Source organism: Streptomyces sp. NPDC101393, assembly GCF_044767385.1.
Classification (GTDB): domain Bacteria; phylum Actinomycetota; class Actinomycetes; order Streptomycetales; family Streptomycetaceae; genus Streptomyces.
Map to the genome: position 1 here is coordinate 310,735 of NZ_JBIWNU010000009.1, position 19,120 is coordinate 329,854.

Below are 19,120 nucleotides of genomic sequence, written 5' to 3' on the forward strand. Positions count from 1 at the left end.
ATCCCCCGTAGGACAGCGAAGCGATAGTGGCGAAAAGCAGTGGAGAGGCGCGGAGAGGAGAGGAGAGGAGAGGCGCGGCGAGGAGAGGGGTGGAGAGAGGCGGAGTGGAGGCAGGCGGCGCGGCGGTGGCGCAGGCGTCGCGGCAGTGGGCGGTGATGCCCGGTGCGGTGGGGCCGGTGGTCAGGCGGAGGCGGTGTTGGGGGCCTTGACGCTGGAGATGGCCTTGCTCTCGGCCTCGGCGTTGGCGATGTGCTGCTTCATGAGGGAGTCGTTGAAGTCCTCGTCGGCCTCGTGGTTTTGGGCCATGTTCTGCAGCGCGCCGCCGATTTCCTGGAGCTTGGCGGCCAGATGTCCCATCGACTCGTACATGCCGTCGCGCAGGCCTTCGTAGACGACGCCGAACTTCTCGCCGATCTCGTCGTCGCCCCACGGCGGGGTGTCCTGGCCCTCCAGGCCGGTCAGCCCCGACTGAAGCTTGTCCACCGCCGATTGGTACCGCTGCCCTACGCCGGTGAAGTCCTTCCCACCGGCCTTCAGCGACGGAATATCGGCCTGCAGCCCATCCCCAGCCATGAGTCCCCCCGATTCAAGATCCGGTCAAAATGGCGTGCGTGGTGCCAAGTCTAGGCCTGGGGCCCTATAGGGGCTCAAGGCATTGGTTGTCACAGAGACGTCACCGATGGGCCTGCCGACGGGCGGACGATGGCTCAATTTCCCCCTCACCGGGGTGAATCGGACGCGGTGTGCGGCTGTCGGGTGAGCCGGCCGCGGGGAGAGGACGTGGGGGAGGGGACGCGGTCGATGCCCCGTGCGCGCAGGGAGGCGGCCTGGGTCGGCCGTCGTGGCGCGGGGTGGCGGGCGGCGGGTCTTCGGCGGAGTTGTGTGTACGGCGAGCGCCAGGTGCGCCAGGTGCGCCGAGTGCGCCGGGTGCGCGGGGGCGTGCGGGCCGGGTGACCCCGGGCGCTACTCCTGCGGCGACTCGGATTCGAGGTTGCCGGGGTGGCCGGGGTGGCCGGGGTGGCCGGGGTTGCCGGGGTTGCCGGGGTTGCCGGGGTTGCCGGGGTGGCCAGGGGTGTTGCCGGGGGTGTCGAGGGCGCGGAGGGCGAACCACAGCTCCATGCGGACGTCCGCATCGTCGAGGTCGGTGTCCAGGAGGGTGGTGATGCGGGCGATGCGCTGGCGGACGGTGTTCCGGTGGATGCCGAGAGCGGTCGCGGTGCGGTCCCAACTTCCGTGCAGGGACAGCCAGTTGTGGAGAGTGGCGACCAGGGCCGGGGAGTCGGCCAAGGGGGCGAGCAGGGCCTGCGCGTGGCGTCGGGCATCGGTGGGGGCGACGAGGGCGGTGATGCCATGGGTGGCGGGGGCGCGATGACGTACGAGGGAGGTACGGCGGGCGAGGGCCTGGCGGAGTGCGGCAGCCGCATGGCGGTCCGCGGCCGGGAGTTCGGTGACCGCGGCAGGTTCGCTGACGCCGAGCGTCCAGCCCGGGTGAGAGGTGATCTCGTGATCGGCCGGGACCAGGGCGCAGAGCGTGGGCGTGGCCTGGGCTGAGGTGGTGGGGATCTTCGGGGGTGCTGTGGGGGTCTTCGGGGGCGCCGCGGGTGGCTGCTGGGTGCCGGGCACGTTCCGTACGGCGGTGATGAACGGTGTGCCGAGGGCGGCGGCCAGCGCCGCGGGGGATTCCGTGGTGTCGCGGCGGGGCTCGGCGTGCACGACCGTCCAGAGCCGGTGCCCGAGAAGGGGCGCGACCTCGGCGGGGCGTGCCCCGAGGAGCAGGCGGGCCAGCGCCTCGGAGTGGTCGGCGTCGGCCGGGGCGGTGGCCGTGGCCGGGCCGGTGATCAGGGAGAGGAGTACGGCGGCGACGCCCGCGATGGAATGTACCGGCGGGTCGTGGCGGTGCGCGGCGACCACCAGCGCGAGGGCCGGGTGGCCGGGGCCGCGGCCCGTGAGGGCGTACGCGGTCAGATGGGTGTCCGGGAGGGTGTCGGTGGCCGAGGACGGCCCGCCGGTGCCGACGACCTGGGCGAGGCGGGCCGCCGCTGTCCGGCAGGCGGCGTCGGGGCGGGGGCCGGCGGAGCCGTGCTCGGTGCCGTCCGGGGCGAGGAGCGCGGTCCACCCGTGGACGTGGCGTGCCAGCGCGCGGAGCACGGCGGGCGCGGGATCGGGCCGTGCGGTGGCGGCGGCCAGTGCGCGCTGGGCTTCGCCGATCCGGGTCAGTTCGCGGTGCCTGGCCTCGGTCACGGCCTGCCATACGGCGCTCTCGACGGCCGTGAACGGGGTACCGGCGGGGACCTCGACGAGCGGCAGCCCGTGCCGGTCGCAGGCCTCCACCAGGGCGCGCGGGACGGTGTCGTGCACGGGCGCGATACCGAAACCGAGGGCTGCGGCGCCGGCGGCGACGGTGCGGGCGGCGTAGCCGTCGAGGTAGGCGTCGAGGGGGGAGAGCCGCGCTCCGGGCCCGGCTTCGGATGGTGGTCCGGCTTCGGGGGTGGGCCCGGCTTCGGATGGTGGTCCGGCCTCGGACTCGGACCCGCCTTCGGGTGCGGACCCATCTTCGGATGGTGGTCCGGCCTCGGAGGTGGGCGCGGATTCGTCGGTGCGCGGGGGCTCCTTCGCCCCCTCCGGTCCGTCACCCGTGCCGACCGCTCCGCCGGTCCCTCCGCCCGCCGCCTTCGCCAGGTGAAGCCCGGCCGTCAGCAGCATCTCGCCGCCCAGAAGGTACGGCACCGGGTCGGCCATCTCGGAGGTGTGTACCCAGTGGATGACGATGCCGTCGCGCGGGCCGGCGATCTGCCGTAGGCCCAGGTCCGTGCGGGCGAGGAGCTCGGACAGCGGTACGGGCGGCGTGGACGGCGGCATCGGCCTGCCGACCGGGGTCGCCGCGGGCTGCCGGTCGGAGGGACCGGCGGGCGCTTCCGGAGACGTCGCGGAGGTCGGCGTCACAGCGGCCGGCGCCCCGGAACCCGGCGCCCCGGAACCTGGCGCCCCGGAATCCGGCGCCCCGGAATCCGGCGCCCCGGAACCTGGCGCCCCGGAATCCGGCGCCCCGGAACCCGGTGCGGCGGATGCCGGTGTGGCGGGCGTGGGCGGTGGTGTGGCGGATGCCGGTGCGGGCGGCTTCGGCGTCCGGGCGGAGTGCGGCATGTGCGGACCGTCCACTTCAGGGGAGTCGAGTGGAGGAAACGTACACTTCAGCGTTGCCCGCCCGCCTCCTAGGGTCAACCCCCGAGGCGCGACGCTCGTGCGGCGCCCGTCGCCTCCCCGTGCACACCCCGCTCTCCGCGCAGCCCCTTGCGTACCCCTCGCGCGCCACCCCACGCGCACGCTCCGCTCCTCTTCCCCCTCCCCTCATCCGTCCCCCTCCCTTATCTCCTCCCCCTGCTTCTCTCCCCTCGCTCCCCTCTCCCCCTCGGCGCAGCTGGAAGGGATGGCCCATGGCTGTCGACTACGCAGTGATCGTGCTCTATCTGGCCGGAATGCTCGCCATGGGCTGGTGGGGCATGCGGCGCGCCAAGTCCAAGAGCGACTTCCTGGTCGCCGGCCGCCGCCTCGGCCCCGCCATGTACTCCGGAACGATGGCCGCGATCGTGCTCGGCGGCGCGTCGACGATCGGCGGTGTCGGGCTCGGCTACCGGTACGGACTGTCCGGCGCGTGGATGGTGTTCACCATCGGCCTCGGGCTGCTGGCGCTGAGCCTCTTCTTCTCGGCCCGAATAGCCCGGCTGAAGGTCTACACCGTCTCCGAGATGCTGGATCTGCGCTACGGAGGCTCCGCCGGGCTCATCTCCGGCGTCGTCATGTGGGCGTACACCCTGATGCTCGCCGTGACCTCGACGATCGCCTACGCGACCATCTTCGACGTGCTCTTCGGGATGGACCGGACCCTCTCGATCGTCCTCGGAGGCGCGATTGTCGTCGCGTACTCGACGCTCGGCGGCATGTGGTCGATCACCCTCACCGACATGGTGCAGTTCGTCGTCAAGACGATCGGCGTGCTGCTGCTCCTGCTGCCGATCGCGGTGATCAAGGCGGGCGGCTTCGCCGAGATGAAGGCGCAGCTGCCCGACGACTACTTCGCGCCGCTGGGCATCGGCGGCCAGACCGTCTTCACGTACGTCCTGATCTACTCGTTCGGCATGCTGATCGGGCAGGACATCTGGCAGCGGGTGTTCACCGCGCGCGGCGACAAGGTGGCACGCCTCGGCGGCACCGCGGCCGGTACGTACTGTCTGGTGTACGCGCTGGCCGGCGCGGTCATCGGCACCGCGGCCAAGGTGCTCTACCCGCACCTGGGCAGCTCCGATGACGCGTTCGCGACCATCGTCAAGGACTCGCTGCCGATGGGCGTGCGCGGACTGGTGCTGGCGGCGGCGCTGTCCGCGGTGATGTCGACGTCCTCGGGTGCGCTGATCGCGTGTGCGACGGTCGCCAACAACGACATCTGGTCGCGGGTGAAGGCCTTCGCGGCGGCACGGAGGCGGACGGCGGATCCCGGTGCCGGTGCCGGTGCCGACGCCGATGTTGATTCCGGTGTACATGAGGCGGGGGAGGAGCGGGGCCACGACGAAGTGCGCGGCAACCGGATCTTCATTCTCCTCATGGGTGTCGCGGTCATCGTCATCGCGATCGCACTCAACGACGTCGTCGAGGCACTCACCCTCGCCTACAACGTCCTCGTCGGCGGCCTGCTGGTCCCCATCCTCGGCGGGCTGCTGTGGAAGCGGGGTACGGCCGCCGGCGCGCTCGCCTCGGTCGCGGTCGGCGGGCTGACGGTCATCGGCCTGATGATCGCGCTCGGCGTCCTCGCCAACGAGCCGATCTACTACGGGCTGATCGCCTCGCTCGTCGCGTACGTGCTGGTCAGCCTGGCCACCAAGCCCACGGACCCGGCGGTGCTCACCGCCTGGCGTGCCCGGCTGGCAGGCGACGCCCCGGGGCATGCAGCCGCCGCTTCTGACGGGACGACGGAGGGGGCGGCCGCCGCCCCCGCGGAACGCGTCTGACACGCGCCGCCCCGCCCCACCTCCGCCCCGCCCCACCTCCGCCCCGCCCCACCTCCGCCCCGCTCCACCTCCGCCCCGCTCCACCTCCGCCCCGCTCCACCTCCGTCCGCCCGCCCCGCCCTCCAGGAAGGCAGCACGCATCCCATGAGCACCACCAACCCCACGGCGACGCAGCATCGGCGCAACGGCGGTGACCTGGTCGTCGAGTCGCTGGCCGCACTCGGCGCGAGCACCGTCTTCGGGCTGCCGGGGCAGCACGCGCTCGGGGTCTTCGACGCGCTGCGCCGTTCCGCGCTGCGGTATGTCGGGCTGCGGGTGGAGAACAACGCGGGCTTCGCCGCCGACGCCTACGCCCGGACCACGCACTCGGTGGCGCCCCTGCTGGTCTCCACCGGGCCCGGGGCGCTCATGTCGCTCGCCGCGCTCCAGGAGGCGGCCGCGGGATCGGCCGCCGTCCTGGCCATCGGAAGCCAGGTGCCGCAGGCCGGGATCGGCGGCGGTCGCCACGGCTATCTGCATGAACTCACCGACCAGAGCGCCTCGTTCCGAGGGGTGGTCAAGTCCGTCCACACGGTGCGCACGGCCTCGCAGATCCCGTCGGCGGTCGCCGCGGCGTGGGAATCGGCGCTGAGCGCACCGCACGGGCCGGTGTGGCTGGAGATTCCGCAGGATGTGCTGCTGGCCCCGGTGGAGATACCGCGGGTGGGTGAACTGCCGGTGGCACCGAAGGAGTTGACGCCGCGGCCGGAGTTGATTTCGGCGGCCGCGAACCTGCTGAACCAGGCCGCGCGACCGGTGATCCTTGCGGGTGGCGGCGTCGTACGGGCCGGGGCGGAGGCGGAGCTACTGGCGCTCGCCGAGCAGCTGCGGGCGCCGGTGGCCACGACGTTCGGTGGCAAGGGTGCCTTCCCGTGGGAGCACCCGCTGTCCCTCCAGTCGTGGCTGGAGGACCGCTACACCACGTCCTTCCTGGAGGACGCGGACACGCTGCTGGTCGTCGGCTCGGGGCTCGGCGAACTCTCCTCGAATTACCACACGTTCCGGCCGCGCGGCCGGGTCGTACAGATCGAGGCCGACCTCGGCAAGCTGGAGTCGAATCACGCGGCGCTGGGCATCCATGCGGACGCCCGGCTCGCGTTGTCCGCGCTGCTGAAGGAAACGGATACGGCGGGGGTTCCGGGAGCTCTGGGAGAACGGGAACGTCCGGGAGCGACGCAGCAGCCCGAGGGCGAGGGCACGGGCATAGGGGCGGGCGAGGGCATGGGTGTCTCCCGTGCCCCCGAAGCCGACGTCGCCGACCTCCTGGCGCGCGTACGGGACCGGATCACCGGACAGCAACTCGACCTGGAGCAGCGGATCCTGGCCTCCGTGCGGGACGCGCTGCCCGATGGGGCCGTCAGCTGCTGGGACATGACGATCCTCGCGTACTGGGCGTGGTCCGCCTTCGACCCGCGGCGCCCGAACGCGATGCACTCGGCGCAGGGGGCCGGCGGTCTCGGCTACGGCTTCCCCGCGGCGCTCGGCGCGGCCGTCGCCGACCCCGCCCGGCCGGTGCTGGCGGTCTCCGGCGACGGCGGCGCGATGTACTCGATCGCGGAGCTGGCCACCGCCCGGCAGTACGACCTGCCGGTCACCTGGCTCATCGTGGACGACGGCGGGTACGGCATCCTGCGGGAATACATGACCGACGCCTTCGGCGAGGCCACCGCGACCGAGCTGAGCCGGCCGGATTTCGTGGCGCTGGCCGAGTCGTTCGGGGTGCCGGCGGTACGCACGGATGCGGAGCGGCTGGCCATGGACCTGGCGGAGGCGCTGGCCGCCCCCGGCCCGTCCGTCGTGGTCCTCCCGGCCCACCTGCGGATGTTCGCCCCCACCCACCTGCCGGAGGGTTAGACGGGCGTTCCGGGCTTCTGGGATTTGGGGTTTCCGGGATCCCTCCCTTCCGCCCTGACTCCGGCCCTCCGGCCCTCTGGCCCTCTGGCCCCTCCGGCCCTCCGGCCGGGAAGCTGTGGACGTGAGGCCGGGGGCTGGGGCCGCCCGGTGGCGGGTGCCGGCCAGGACGGACGCCTTCACCTTCCGGCCGGAGCCCCCGCGCCCCCTGCCGCCGGACCCGTCGCCACGCGGTCCGGCGCCGTGTGGGCCGTCGCCACGCCGCCCGGGATCACGCTGCCCGCTGCCGAGCTGCCCGGCGGGCCGCTCACCCGCCCCTGCAACAGCCGGGACAGCGACGCGTGGACGTCCTCGACGGAGCGGTGCGGCTGGAAGGACTGCCAGTCCAGGGCCGCCACCAGGACCATGCCGAAGAGGGCGGAGGCGGTGAGCGGGATGTCGAGTTCGTCGGTGAGTTCGCCCTCGTCCACGGCATCCCGCAGGACGGACTCGACGACGGTGAGGGCCCGGCCGCGTACCGACGTCAAGGTGGCGCGCCAGCTGCGGTTGGTGCGCCAGAGTTCGGCGGCGTAGAGCTGGGTGAGGGCGGGGGAGCGGGCGATGAAGTCCAGGCCGGCCCGGATCATCGCGTCCAGCGCGTCGACCCGGGTGCCGCCGCGCGCGGCGGTCGCCTCCGCGGCCTGCCGGAGGGAGCCGGCGAGCAGGTCGATGCCGTCCCGCAGGAGCTCTTCGTAGAGGACGTTCTTGCTGGCGAAGTTGTAGTAGACGGTGCCCTTGGCGACACCTGCGCGGTCGGCGATCTCGTCCACGGTGGTGGCGGAGAAGCCCTGTTCCGCGATGAGGGTGACCGCCGCTTCGAAGAGCTTGCGGCGGGTGGCCCCGCGACGGGGCCCGAGGCCGGGGGCGGCGCCGTCGCCGGCGCCGCCCCCTTTGCCGGAGCGGGTGCTCACAGGCTGAGCTCCGGGTGCAGGTCCTTCATCCGTACGACCTGACGGCTGCGCGCCGTCAGCGAGGTGAGCGCCAGCGCGCCCAGGGTGAAGACGGCCAGCACGATCGAGCCCTGCCAGACGATCGCCAGGTCGCCGCCGGTGATCAGGCGGCGCAGACCGTCGACGACGTAACTCATCGGCAGGAACGGGTGGATGGCGCCGAAGAACCCGGGGCTGCTCTGCACCGGGTAGGTGCCGCCGGCCGAGGTCAGCTGGAGCATCAGCACGACGAGGGTGAGCACCCGGCCCGCCGGCCCGAACTGTGCGCCGAAGAACTGGATGATGGCCGTGAAGGCGGCCGTGGCCAGTGTCAGGAAGCCGATGGTGGCTCCGGCGCGGGCCATTTCCAGGCCGAGGCCCCAGTGGAGCACGGCCATCAGGGCCAGTACCTGTATGACGCCGATGGCGAAGGCCGGCAGCCAGGAGCCGAGGGCGATCCGCCAGCCGGGGGCGCCGGCGGCCAGGGCGCGCTTGCTCAGCGGCGCGAGCAGCATGTACGCGACCATCGCGCCGACCCAGAGGGAGAGCGGGATGAAGTACGGGGCCAGCCCGGTGCCGTAGTTGGGCGCCTTGTGCAGGGACTTCGAGGCGAGCTCGACCGGGTCGGACATGACCTCGGTGCGGTGGTCGCGGTCCTTCTTGTCGTAGTCGGGGATCTTCGCGACGCCGTCGTGCAGGCCCCCGGCCAGGTGATTGGAGCCGTCCTTGAGCTTGAAGAGCCCGCCGGTGAGCTTCTCTGCGCCGTCCTTGGCGTCCCCGACGCCGTTGTGCACCTTGCCGGCGCCGTCGGCCACCTTGCCCGCGCCGTCGGCGAGGGTGCCCGCGCCGTCGGCGAGGGTGCCGAGGCCGTCGACGAACTGCCCGGCGCCGTCGGACACCTGGCGGGCGCCGGAGTTGAGGGCGTTGATCTGACGGATCGCGGTGTCCGCGTTCCCCGCGATGCCCGGAGCCTTGTCGGCCACCAGCTCGGCGCCCCGGTGCAGGTCCCGCAGCTTGCCGCGCAGCTGCTCGAAGTCCGTCCGGGCGATGATGCCGTCGACCTTCTCCGCCGCGTCGGCGGCGGCTTCGGAGCCGGCGGCTATGCCCTTCAGCTTGGTGCAGTCCTGGTCGGCGGGGGCGAGCCCGCCGGCGCAGCTCTCGTTGTAGAGCGCCCTGGCGTCGTCGGCGCTCTGGCGTGCCTGGGTGGCCGCCCGAGCGGAGTTGCCGGGGAGCTTGCCGAGGTCGTCGTCCAGCGCCTCGGTGAGGTCGGCGACGATCCGTGCCTTCGCGCCGATTTCCTTGCCGTGCTCCCGGAGGAAGGGGAGATCGCGCTCGGCGATCCCGTGGACCTTGTCGGCGAGCTGCTGGGTGCCGTCCGCGACCTGGCCGGCGCCCCGGCTGAGCTGCCTGGCCTTCGAAACGGCCTGTTCCGTGCCCTGGCTGAGCTTTCCTGCGCCGTCGCTGACGCCGCCGGCCCCCTTGCTGACGTCCCCCGAGCCCTTGTTCAGCTTGCCGAGGCCGTCGGCCAGTTCGCCGGTCTTGTCCTTGGCGGTGCCCAGGCCGTCGTCGACCTTGGCGGCGCCGTCGGCGGCCTTGGCGGTCTCGTCGTGCAGGTCGGAGAACGACACGAAGATCTTGTCGAGGAACTGGCGGGAGGACTTCGCCGACGTCTTGGCGCGGATCTCCGAGAAGACGGTCTTGGAGATCGAGCCCACGATGTAGTTGTTGGCGTCGTTCGTGCGGACCTGGAGGGCGCCGGTCTGCGGGTCGTCGCCCGAGCTGGAGACGATCCGCTTGCTGAAGTTCTTCGGCACGGTCAGGGAGAGGTAGTACGTGCCGTTCTCGACGCCCTTGGCGGCGTCGGCGGAGCTGACCTCTTCCCAGTCGAAGGTCTTGCTGTCCCGTACGTTCTTGGCGAGTTCGTCGCCCGCGGCGACCTTCTTGCCGTCGGCCGAGGCGCCCTTGTCGTCGTTGACGAGTGCCACCGGGATCTTGTCCAGGCGGCTGTAGGGGTCCCAGAAGGAGCAGAGGTACAGGGCTCCGTAGAGCAGGGGGATCAGCATCAGGGCGACGAGGCCCAGCCGGGGGAGCTTTCCCCTGCCGAAACGCCTGAGCTCAAGCGCGGCCAGTTTCGGCGAACGCATCCGCTGCTGCCTCCTTGTGGGTGTGGTTCGGGTGAGTGGTCTGCCGGGTGGCGGCCCGGTCGGTGTCCGGGCCGGTGCCGTGGGCGCCTGCCGTGCCGGGTGCGTCGGCCGGGCCGGTGCTGCGGGTGCCGGCGGACGAGGTGCGGACGATCAGTGCGTCCGCCGGTGCGTCGCTGCCCACGGCCACGACCGTGGTGCCCGCCTGTGCGAGATCGCGCAGCAGCTGCCAGGCGAGGTCGCGTTCGGCGGCGGAGAGCTTGAGGTCGACATCGTCGACGGCGAGCAGCTGCGGGCCGTGCATGACGGCGAGGGCGATCGACAGGCGCAGCGCTTCGAGACGCTCGAGGTCGCGGACGGCTGTCCGCAGGCCCTTGGGCAGCGTGTCGGGGTCGAGCCCGGCGGCGGCGAGCGCGGCGTGCACGCGGGCCCGGGTGGCGTCCTTGTGGCGGCGTCCCCAGGGCAGCGAGCCGCCGAGGGAGTTCTTCAGGCGGCGTCCCAACAGGGCCTGTTCCTTGAGGTGTTCGCCGACGGTGAGGGCTGGCTCGAGGTCGGCGACGCCCGGTACGTGCGCGAGGGCCGTACGGCCGCGCACCGTGCCCATCCGCTTGGGCAGCGGGAATCCGGCGACGGTGGCGTGGCCCTCGGTGATCCGCATCCGGCCGGCGAGGGCGAGCAGCAGGCAGGTGCGGCCGGAGCCCGAAGGGCCCTGGACGGCGATCAGCGATCCGGGATCGGCACAGACGTCGACACCTCTGAAAGCCCATCCCCGTGGGCCCTCCACTCCGATTCCCCTGGCGTTGACCGCCGCCCCCTGACGGGTGGTGTCCACAACCCCTCCTTTGTTCTGACTGGTCAGTCTAAAAGTGTGCCGTAAGTGTGGCCCTATTGACCAATCGGCGGGTATTTGGCGAGCAGGATCCGGAAATTCGTGGGAGAGAGTCCGTGACCCGGACGGGGGTGTCGACTTAAGGTGCCGTCACGGCGGGGGCCGACGTTTGTGAAGTTCACGGTGAAGTCCGTACCGCGGGACGCGGTACGGGCCGCGCCCGTATGACGGAGAGCCATGGACAATTCGGCATATCACCCCGTGGAACACCCGCCCCAGGACCCGGTGGGCCACCCCGCCAAGCCGGCCGGCCGCCGCTCACGCAAGGTGGCCGCCCCGCTCGTCGCAGGGGCCCTCGTCGCGGTGCTCGCACCCGCATCCGCCTCGGCCAGGACCGAGACGCCCCAACCCGCCCCGCCCAGCGCCTCACCGGGGTGCTCCAAGGACGGCGGCGACGGCTGGACGGCCACCTCCACCCGCATCGACCCCAAGGACAGCCACCACGCCTTCGTCGGCAACGGCTATCTCGGACAGCGGGTACCGCCCAACGGCACCGGATATGCGGCACCCGGCGGCGAGACCGGCTGGCCGCTGAAGACGCCGGCCTACGACGGTTCGTTCGTCTCCGGCCTCTACGCCAAGGGCCCCAAGGACCTCAAGGGCCGGCAGGCCATCGCGGCCCTCCCCACCTGGACCACACTCAACGTCGCCACCGGCGGCGCGCACCCCGAGACCTTCTCCTCCGCCACCGCGCCGGGCAAGATCTCCCACTACCGCCAGGCGCTCTCCCTGCGCTGCGGATTCGTCCGTACGTCGCTGACCTGGACGGCCGCCGACGGGCGCGCCACCGACCTGGTCTACGACGTGCTCGCCGACCGGAACGACGCGCACACCGGCGCCGTACGGCTGCGGATGACCCCGCACTGGAGCGGCGACGCGACCGTCACCGACGCCCTCGACGGGCGAGGCGCCCGCCGCATGGCGCAGGCCGACGACGCCGCCTCCGTCACCGGACACGGATCCGGGGCCGGCACGGGCGGGCGGGCCAGGACCGGCGGCAAGGGCACCGGCGGCACGATGGACGTCGCCTTCCGCACCGACGGGACCAAGACCGACGGCGCCGTCGCCTCCACCCTGCGCACCGGCGAGCGGGTGCACGCCGAGAAGGCCCCCAAGGCCGGGTCGGCCAAGAAGCTCAGCAACCAGCAGCAGGTGAAGTTCCCCGTCCGCAGCGGGCGTTCCTACGAGCTGACGAAGTACGTCGGCGTGGACACCGCGCTCACCTCCCGCTCCCCGCGCGCCACCGCGAACGCCGCCTCGCGCCGGGCCGCCGGCCTCGGCTGGCAGGCGCTCTACTCCCGGCACACGGCCGCCTGGAAGAAGCTCTGGCGCAGCGACATCGAGGTCAACGGGCAGCGTGAGATGCAGTCCTGGGTGCGCTCGGCGCAGTACGGGCTGCTCTCCAGCACCCGCGCCGGCAGCTCCAACAGCATCGGCCCCACCGGCCTGACCAGCGACAACTACGCCGGTGAGATCTTCTGGGACGCGGAGACCTGGATGTATCCGGGCCTGCTCTCCAGCCACCCGGAACTCGCCAAGTCGATCGTCGACTACCGCTACAAGACCCGCGCGGGCGCCCGCACCAACGCCAAGAAGCTCGGCTACGACGGGCTGTTCTACCCCTGGACCAGCGGCAGCAAGGGCGATCTGTGGAACGAGTGCCACAGCTGGGACCCGCCCCACTGCAAGACCCAGAACCACCTCATGGGCGACATCTCGCTCGCCACCTGGCAGTACTACCTCGCCACCAAGGACACCGCGTGGCTGAAGTCGCGCGGCTGGCCGGTCCTCAAGGGCATCGCCGAATTCTGGGCCTCGCGCGCCACCCGTAACGCCGACGGCAGCTACTCCGTCAAGAACGTCGCCGGGCCCGACGAATACAGCAACGGGGTCGACGACGGGGTCTTCACCAACGCCGGCGCCGCCACCGCGCTGCGGCACGCGGGCCGTGTCGCCGAGATCCTCGGTGAGCGGGCCCCGGCCTCCTGGAAGACCATCGCCGACAAGCTCCGCATCCCGCACGACGCGAAGTCCAAGGTCTTCCAGCAGTACGCCGGCTACAAGGGCACCACCATCAAGCAGGCGGACACCGTGCTGCTGATGTACCCGCTGGAATGGCCGATGACGCAGGAGCAGGGGGCCCGCACGCTCGACTACTACGCCGCGCACACCGACCCCGACGGCCCGGCCATGACGGACTCGGTGCACGCCATCGACGCCGCCGGCATCGGCGAGGCCGGCTGCTCGACGTACACCTACCTCCAGCGCGCCATCAAGCCGTTCGTCCGCGGGCCGTTCGCGCAGTTCTCCGAGGCGCGCGGCGACAAGGCCGGCGCCGACGACCCGCACGCGGGGCAGCCCGCGCAGGACTTCCTCACCGGCAAGGGCGGCTTCCTGCAGACCTTCACCCATGGCCTCACGGGCGTGCGGCTGCGCGAGGACCGGGTGCATCTCGACCCGATGCTGCCGCCGCAGCTGTCCAAGGGCGTCACGCTGCGCGGGCAGCGCTGGCAGGGGCGGACCTACGACATCGCGATCGGCGCGCACCAGACCACCGTGCGGCTGACCGCCGGGGCGCCGATGCGGATCGAGTCGCCGGAGGGCGAAAAGGTCGTGAGCCGGGGCGTGCCCACTGTGCTCAAGACCCGCCGCCCGGACCTGGCGGCGACGTCCAACGCTGCCCGCTGCACCCCGGCCACGGCGACCTCCGAGGAGCCCGGGATGTACGCGGGCGCCGCGGTGGACGGCAACTCCGCCACCGCCTGGGTCCCGGACGCGGCCACCGGCACGCTCACCGTCGACCTCGGCCGGACCACCCGCGTCGGGCAGATCACCCCGCACTGGAACGCGACCAAGCCGAAGTCCTACGTCGTGCAGGTCTCGCGGGACGGAAAGCACTGGTCGGGGACGGGATACGCCGGACGGACGCCCGCCCGGTACGTGCGGGTCGTGGTGCACGGTGACCCGGCACCGGCGGCCGACGGGAAGCCGAAGAAGCATCCGGGGATCTCGGAGCTGACCGTGCAGAAGGCGGACGCCACGGACTAGCGGAAGGACCTCACCGGCCGGAGGAGGGCCGGGACTGCCGGGCGGTTCATACGAGACCGCCCGGCAGCCGGTCGTAGGACCGGAAGGTGTAGCGCGCGGTGGCCGATATTTTGCCGTCGCCGGCGGGCGCGGGGACGCGGAGCCGCTTGCCCGCGAGCCGGTTGAGGGGCCCGCACCCGTGCACGCGGGGCGTGGCGAAGGCCTCGTCGTGCACCGCGAACTTCAGGACCGGCGGCTCCTTGGAGACCCACTCCGTGTCGCCGTCCTGGAGGAAGCGAAGCTTCACCGGATCGGCATCCGACCCGATCGCGCAGGCGCCGCCCCTGCCCTGCCCGCCCAGCAGCGGATGCAGCAGCCGGAACGTCACGTCGAGCGCCCCGCGGTGCACACCGTCGGAGTAGAAGTCGGAGAAACCGGCGTACCGCGGCTGCACCCGCAGCCCGCCGAACGGCGCCGGCGCCCCCTTCACCGCGGTCGCGGCGGAGCGCAGGGCACCGAAGACCTGGCCCTTGCTGCCGTCCGGCAGGGGCCCCTCGGAGTTGGTGACGGTCATGGGGGCGAGGGCCGGCACGTCCAGCGCGCCGATCCTGAGACCGCTGTCCATCGTGAAGACCTCACAGCGCCACTTCGCCGGGTCCGCACCCGCCGGCAGAGCAGGGCAGTCCCGGAAATCGAAGGGCGGCACGGAAGGGACGGAAGAGGAGGAGAGAGGGGAGGAAGGGGGTGGTGGGGAAGGCGCGGGTGGCACGGACGCCACGGCGGGTGAGGGAGTGAGAGTCAGCAGGGCGGCGGCCGTACCGCCGGCGAGTGCCACCGCGATGCCGCGGCGAGTCCGGATCGTCATGTGACACAGCGTGACCGCGCCGAGCCCCCGCCCCATCCGGGATGTCCCGCACCGCACCCTGATTCTCCCCGACGCCGACTCAGGGTCGACGCCCGGTTACCGGGCGAATTGTTGCAGCGGGATGAAATCCGCATGCTGCGGTGTTGGTGCTGTCCGACGAGGGATCGAGGTGCGGGAGGCATCGGGTGGCGGGGACGGACACGGCACAACAGGGCTGGGCGCGGCGGCTGACCCGCGACTGCTGGCGGTACAAGAAGGATGTGCTGCTCGCGCTGGGAGCCTCACTGGCCGGCATGGCGGTGATGGCGCTGGTCCCGCTCGTCCCGAAGCTGATCATCGACGACGTCATCGTCAAGCACGACCGCTCACTGGCCCCCTGGGCCACCCTGCTGGTCGTCGCCGCGGTCGTCGTCTACGTCCTCACCTACATCCGCCGCTTCTACGGCGGTCGGCTCGCCCTGGACGCCCAGCACGATCTGCGTACCCGGATGTTCAACGCCATCTCCCGGCTCGACGGCCGCCGGCAGGACGAGCTGAGCACCGGCCAGGTCGTCGGCCGCGCCACCAGCGACCTCCAGCTGGTCCAGGGCCTCCTCTTCATGGTCCCGATGATGATCGGGAACGTCCTGCTCTTCGTGATCTCCCTCGTCGTCATGGCGATCCTTTCGCCACTGCTCACCGTCGTCGCGCTGGCCGTCGCCCCGGCCCTGTGGTTCATCGCCAAGCGCAGCCGCGCCCGCCTCTTCCCCGCCACCTGGTACGCGCAGGGCCAGGCCGCGGCGGTGGCCGGCGTCGTGGACGGCGCGGTCTCCGGAGTCCGGGTCGTCAAGGGCTTCGGACAGGAGGAGCAGGAGACCGGCAAGCTGCGCGAGGTCAGCCGCAGACTGTTCGCCGGCCGGCTGCGGACCGTCCGCCTCAATGCCCGCTACACCCCCGCCCTGCAGGCCGTGCCCGCCCTCGGGCAGGTCGCGATGCTGGCGCTCGGCGGCTGGATGGCCACCCAGGGCGAGGTCACCCTCGGCACCTTCGTCGCGTTCTCCACGTACCTCGCGCAGCTGGTCGGCCCCGTCCGGATGCTGGCGATGATGCTGACCGTCGGCCAGCAGGCGCGCGCCGGTGTGGAGCGCGTCTACGAACTGATCGACACCGAGCCGTCCCTCAAAGAGCGCGCGGACGCCCACGAGCTGCCCGCCGACGCCCCCGCCACCGTCGAATTCGACGCGGTGACGTTCGGTTACGCCCCGCTCCACGAAGCGGAGCGGGAGACCGCCGAGGACGGCCGGGACGCGCCCGGAGCAGGCCCCGACCACCCCTCCGGCGAGCCCGTCGGCGCCGCCCCGCGCCCGGTCCTGGAGAACTTCTCGCTGCGCATCGAACCGGGCGAGACCGTCGCCGTCGTCGGCACCTCCGGCAGCGGCAAGTCCACCGTTTCGCTGCTGCTGCCCCGCTTCTACGACGTCTCCGCCGGCCGGGTGCTGGTCGGCGGCCACGACGTTCGCGAGCTGACCCTCGGGTCGCTGCGAGCCGCGATCGGCCTGGTCCCCGAGACCAGCTTCCTGTTCTCCGATTCCGTCCGCGACAACATCACCTACGGCCACCCGGACGCCACCGACGCGCAGGTGCGGGCGGCGGCCCGCGCCGCCCAGGCCGACGGCTTCATATCCGCCCTGCCCGACGGCTACGACACCACCGTCGGCGAGCAGGGCCTGAGCCTCTCCGGCGGCCAGCGGCAGCGCGTCGCACTGGCCCGCGCCATCCTCACCGACCCCCGCCTGCTGGTCCTGGACGACGCGACCTCCGCGGTCGACGCCCGCGTCGAACACGAGATACACGAGGCGCTGCGCGGCGTCATGGAGGGCCGTACGACCCTGCTCATCGCGCACCGCGCCTCCACCCTCGCCCTCGCCGACCGGGTCGCCGTCCTCGACGGCGGACGACTGGTCGACATCGGCACCCAGGCGGAGCTGGAGAGCCGCTGCCCCCTCTACCGCCGGCTGCTGACCGACCCCGACGAGCTGGGCGGCGTCGAGCACGACCCCGCGGGCGAACTGGCCGGCGCGTTCAGCGGCGAATACGCGGCGAACGGCCTGCTGGACGGCGGCCTCGACCCGGAGCTGGCCCAGGACCTGGAACCGGACCTGCCACGCGACCTGCAACAGGACCTGGAAGACGCCACGGAGCCGGGCGCCCGGCCCGCTCCCCGCAGCCCCGCACCCTCCGCGGCCGACCGCGCCCGGCCGGGCGCCGGGAGCGGCCAGGAAACCGCCCGCCCCACACCACCCCCCGGCACCGTCACCCCCGAGCTGTGGGTCCGCCGCGAGCAGGCGGCCGAGGAGGGCACCGCCGGGGCGGCGCCCGGCGCCGCAGCCGCTGCCGGGCCCGGTATCGCCGCCGCCATGGCCGGGATGCCCGCGACCCCCGAGCTGCTCGCCCAGGTCGCCGCGCTGCCCCCGGCCACCGACGCACCGGACGTCGACGAAGAGCAAGCCGTGCGCCCCGAGCGTTCCTACGGCCTGCGCCGCCTGCTGCACGGCTTCGGCGGCCCGCTGGCGTTCGCCCTCGCCCTGGTCGCGGTGGACGCCCTCGCCGGCCTGCTGGTGCCGATCCTGATCCGCCAGGGCATCGATGAAGGCGTCCGGCGCGGCGCGCTGATCGGCGTCTGGACGGCCGCCGGGCTCGCCCTGGCCGTGGTGCTCGCCCAGTGGATCGCCCAGATCGGCGCCAACCGCATGACCGGACGCACCGGCGAACGCGTCCTCTACTCCCTCCGCGTCAAGATCTTCGCGCAGCTCCAGCGGCTCGGCCTCGACTACTACGAACGCGAGCTGACCGGCAAGATCATGACCCGGATGACCACGGACGTGGACGCCCTGTCCACCTTCCTGCAGACCGGGCTGGTCACCGCCGTCGTCTCGCTCCTCACCTTCCTCGGCATACTCGTCGCCCTCCTGGCCATCGACATCCAGCTGGCCCTGGTCGTCTTCGCGACCCTGCCGCCGCTGATCATCGGCACGTACTTCTTCCGCAAGCAGAGCGTGAAGGCCTACGAACTCGCCCGCGAACGAATCAGCACCGTCAACGGCGACCTCCAGGAGAGCGTCGCCGGACTGCGGATCGTCCAGGCGTTCCGGCGCGAGGGGCGCGGCGCGGAGAGGTTCGCCGCCCGCAGCGACGCCTACCGCCAGGCCCGCGTCCGCGGCCAGTTCCTGATATCGATCTACTTCCCCTTCGTCCAGCTGCTGTCGTCCGTGGCGGCGGCACTGGTCCTGATCGTCGGCGCCGACCGCGTCGGCTCGAACACCCTCACCGCCGGCGCGCTGGTCGCCTACCTGCTCTACATCGACCTGTTCTTCGCCCCCGTCCAGCAGCTCTCCCAGGTCTTCGACGGCTACCAGCAGGCATCCGTCTCGCTCGGCCGCATCCAGGAACTGCTCCGCGAGCCGACCACGACCCCGGCCGCCGCAACGCCCCGCGAGGTACCCGCACTGCGCGGTGACATCACCTTCGACGATGTGCACTTCCACTACGGCGCGGACGACGAAGCGGGCGAACTCGCGCTGACCGGCGTCGACCTGACCATCCCCGCGGGCCAGACCGTGGCCTTCGTCGGCGAGACCGGCGCCGGCAAGTCCACCCTCGTCAAGCTGGTCGCGCGGTTCTACGACCCGTCCTCGGGCGCCGTCCGCGTCGACGGCACCGACCTGCGCGACCTCGACCTGACCGGCTACCGCCGCCGCCTGGGCGTCGTCCCGCAGGAGTCCTACCTCTTCGCCGGTACGGTCCGCGACGCCATCGCCTACGGCCGCCCCGAGGCCACCGACGCCGAGGTGGAGGCCGCCGCCCGCGCTGTCGGCGCGCACGCCATGATCGCCACGCTCGACGGCGGCTACCTCCACGAGGTCGCCGAACGCGGCCGCAACCTCTCCGCGGGCCAGCGCCAGCTGCTCGCACTGGCCCGCGCCGAACTCGTCGACCCGGACGTCCTGTTGCTCGACGAGGCCACCGCCGCCCTGGACCTGGCCTCCGAGGCCGTCGTCAACCAGGCCACCGACCGCCTCGTGGGCCGCCGTACCACCCTCGTCGTCGCGCACCGCCTGACCACGGCGGCCCGCGCGGACCGCGTGGTGGTGATGGCCGACGGACGGGTCGCGGAGGACGGCACCCACGCCCAGCTGCTCGCCCGCGACGGCCGCTACGCCGAGCTGTGGCGCAGCTTCACCGGCGAGGAGGAAACCGTCGCCGCCTGACGCTCCCGCCGCGGCGCTGCCGTCCGGCGCCGCTGCCTGACGCCTCCCGCCTGACGCCTCGTGCCTGACGCCGCCGTCCGACGCCTGGGC

At 72.5% G+C, this 19,120-nt stretch carries 9 protein-coding genes and 2 pseudogenes; 4 read left to right on the top strand and 7 right to left on the bottom strand.

Features of this window, described 5'->3' with window-relative positions:
- Nucleotides 1-180: 180 nt before the first annotated feature.
- From ACIRQ7_RS28525 to ACIRQ7_RS28535, 3 genes and pseudogenes are all read right to left on the bottom strand, one after another.
- On the bottom strand, nucleotides 181-573 hold the full coding sequence (locus ACIRQ7_RS28525; RefSeq protein ID WP_404264286.1) for a hypothetical protein: 393 nt from the start codon (nucleotides 571-573) through the stop codon (nucleotides 181-183).
- Nucleotides 574-963: 390 nt separating this feature from the next.
- Nucleotides 964-2,859, bottom strand: coding sequence for a helix-turn-helix domain-containing protein (locus ACIRQ7_RS28530; protein ID WP_404265630.1), 1,896 nt, complete (start codon nucleotides 2,857-2,859; stop codon nucleotides 964-966).
- Nucleotides 2,860-2,965: 106 nt separating this feature from the next.
- Nucleotides 2,966-3,103 (bottom strand): annotated as a pseudogene (locus tag ACIRQ7_RS28535) (pentapeptide repeat-containing protein); the annotation flags it as partial.
- Nucleotides 3,104-3,434: 331 nt separating this feature from the next.
- Here ACIRQ7_RS28535 and ACIRQ7_RS28540 point away from each other — a divergent pair.
- The gene (locus ACIRQ7_RS28540; RefSeq protein WP_404265505.1) at nucleotides 3,435-5,003 is read left to right on the top strand and encodes a sodium:solute symporter; all 1,569 of its coding nucleotides are present in this window, start codon (nucleotides 3,435-3,437) and stop codon (nucleotides 5,001-5,003) included.
- Between the two features lie 144 nt (nucleotides 5,004-5,147).
- Nucleotides 5,148-6,896 (top strand): thiamine pyrophosphate-binding protein, encoded by a 1,749-nt coding sequence (locus tag ACIRQ7_RS28545; protein ID WP_404265506.1) that lies wholly within the window; start codon nucleotides 5,148-5,150, stop codon nucleotides 6,894-6,896.
- A 299-nt stretch (nucleotides 6,897-7,195) separates the two neighbouring features.
- Here the strand turns inward: ACIRQ7_RS28545 and ACIRQ7_RS28550 are convergent.
- The 3 genes and pseudogenes from ACIRQ7_RS28550 to ACIRQ7_RS28560 form a co-directional block, all read right to left on the bottom strand.
- A pseudogene (locus tag ACIRQ7_RS28550) lies at nucleotides 7,196-7,843 on the bottom strand (TetR/AcrR family transcriptional regulator); the annotation flags it as partial.
- Entirely contained in the window at nucleotides 7,840-10,005 is a 2,166-nt protein-coding gene (locus ACIRQ7_RS28555) for a YhgE/Pip family protein (RefSeq protein ID WP_404265507.1), read from the bottom strand. The pseudogene ACIRQ7_RS28550 and the gene ACIRQ7_RS28555, both read right to left, overlap by 4 nt.
- Nucleotides 9,977-10,834 carry an ATP-binding cassette domain-containing protein gene (locus ACIRQ7_RS28560; protein ID WP_404265508.1) on the bottom strand — a complete coding sequence of 286 codons (858 nt, stop codon included), beginning with the start codon at nucleotides 10,832-10,834 and terminating at the stop codon, nucleotides 9,977-9,979. Before ACIRQ7_RS28560 ends, ACIRQ7_RS28555 begins: the two co-directional genes overlap by 29 nt.
- Before the next feature lie 234 nt (nucleotides 10,835-11,068).
- Between ACIRQ7_RS28560 and ACIRQ7_RS28565 the strand changes: the two genes are divergently transcribed.
- Nucleotides 11,069-13,939 carry a discoidin domain-containing protein gene (locus ACIRQ7_RS28565; protein WP_404265509.1) on the top strand — a complete coding sequence of 957 codons (2,871 nt, stop codon included), beginning with the start codon at nucleotides 11,069-11,071 and terminating at the stop codon, nucleotides 13,937-13,939.
- A gap of 46 nt (nucleotides 13,940-13,985) precedes the next feature.
- Here ACIRQ7_RS28565 and ACIRQ7_RS28570 read toward each other — a convergent pair whose 3' ends face one another.
- Nucleotides 13,986-14,783: a hypothetical protein gene (locus ACIRQ7_RS28570; RefSeq protein WP_404265510.1), complete on the bottom strand. Its 798-nt coding sequence runs from the start codon at nucleotides 14,781-14,783 to the stop codon at nucleotides 13,986-13,988.
- Between the two features lie 185 nt (nucleotides 14,784-14,968).
- On the opposite strand from ACIRQ7_RS28570, the gene ACIRQ7_RS28575 reads away from it, so the two are divergent.
- Nucleotides 14,969-19,030, top strand: a complete 4,062-nt coding sequence (locus tag ACIRQ7_RS28575) for an ABC transporter ATP-binding protein (RefSeq protein WP_404265511.1) — start codon at nucleotides 14,969-14,971, stop codon at nucleotides 19,028-19,030.
- Nucleotides 19,031-19,120: the final 90 nt, after the last annotated feature.

Excerpts from the sequence above, each read along its gene's own strand:
- ACIRQ7_RS28565 (WP_404265509.1), top strand. The coding sequence starts at position 11,069 with ATGGACAATTCGGCATATCACCCCGTGGAACACCCGCCCCAGGACCCG.
- ACIRQ7_RS28555 (WP_404265507.1), bottom strand. The coding sequence starts at position 10,005 with ATGCGTTCGCCGAAACTGGCCGCGCTTGAGCTCAGGCGTTTCGGCAGG.
- ACIRQ7_RS28530 (WP_404265630.1), bottom strand. The coding sequence starts at position 2,859 with ATGCCGCCGTCCACGCCGCCCGTACCGCTGTCCGAGCTCCTCGCCCGC.
- ACIRQ7_RS28545 (WP_404265506.1), top strand. The coding sequence starts at position 5,148 with ATGAGCACCACCAACCCCACGGCGACGCAGCATCGGCGCAACGGCGGT.
- ACIRQ7_RS28525 (WP_404264286.1), bottom strand. The coding sequence starts at position 573 with ATGGCTGGGGATGGGCTGCAGGCCGATATTCCGTCGCTGAAGGCCGGT.
- ACIRQ7_RS28540 (WP_404265505.1), top strand. The coding sequence starts at position 3,435 with ATGGCTGTCGACTACGCAGTGATCGTGCTCTATCTGGCCGGAATGCTC.
- ACIRQ7_RS28570 (WP_404265510.1), bottom strand. The coding sequence starts at position 14,783 with ATGACGATCCGGACTCGCCGCGGCATCGCGGTGGCACTCGCCGGCGGT.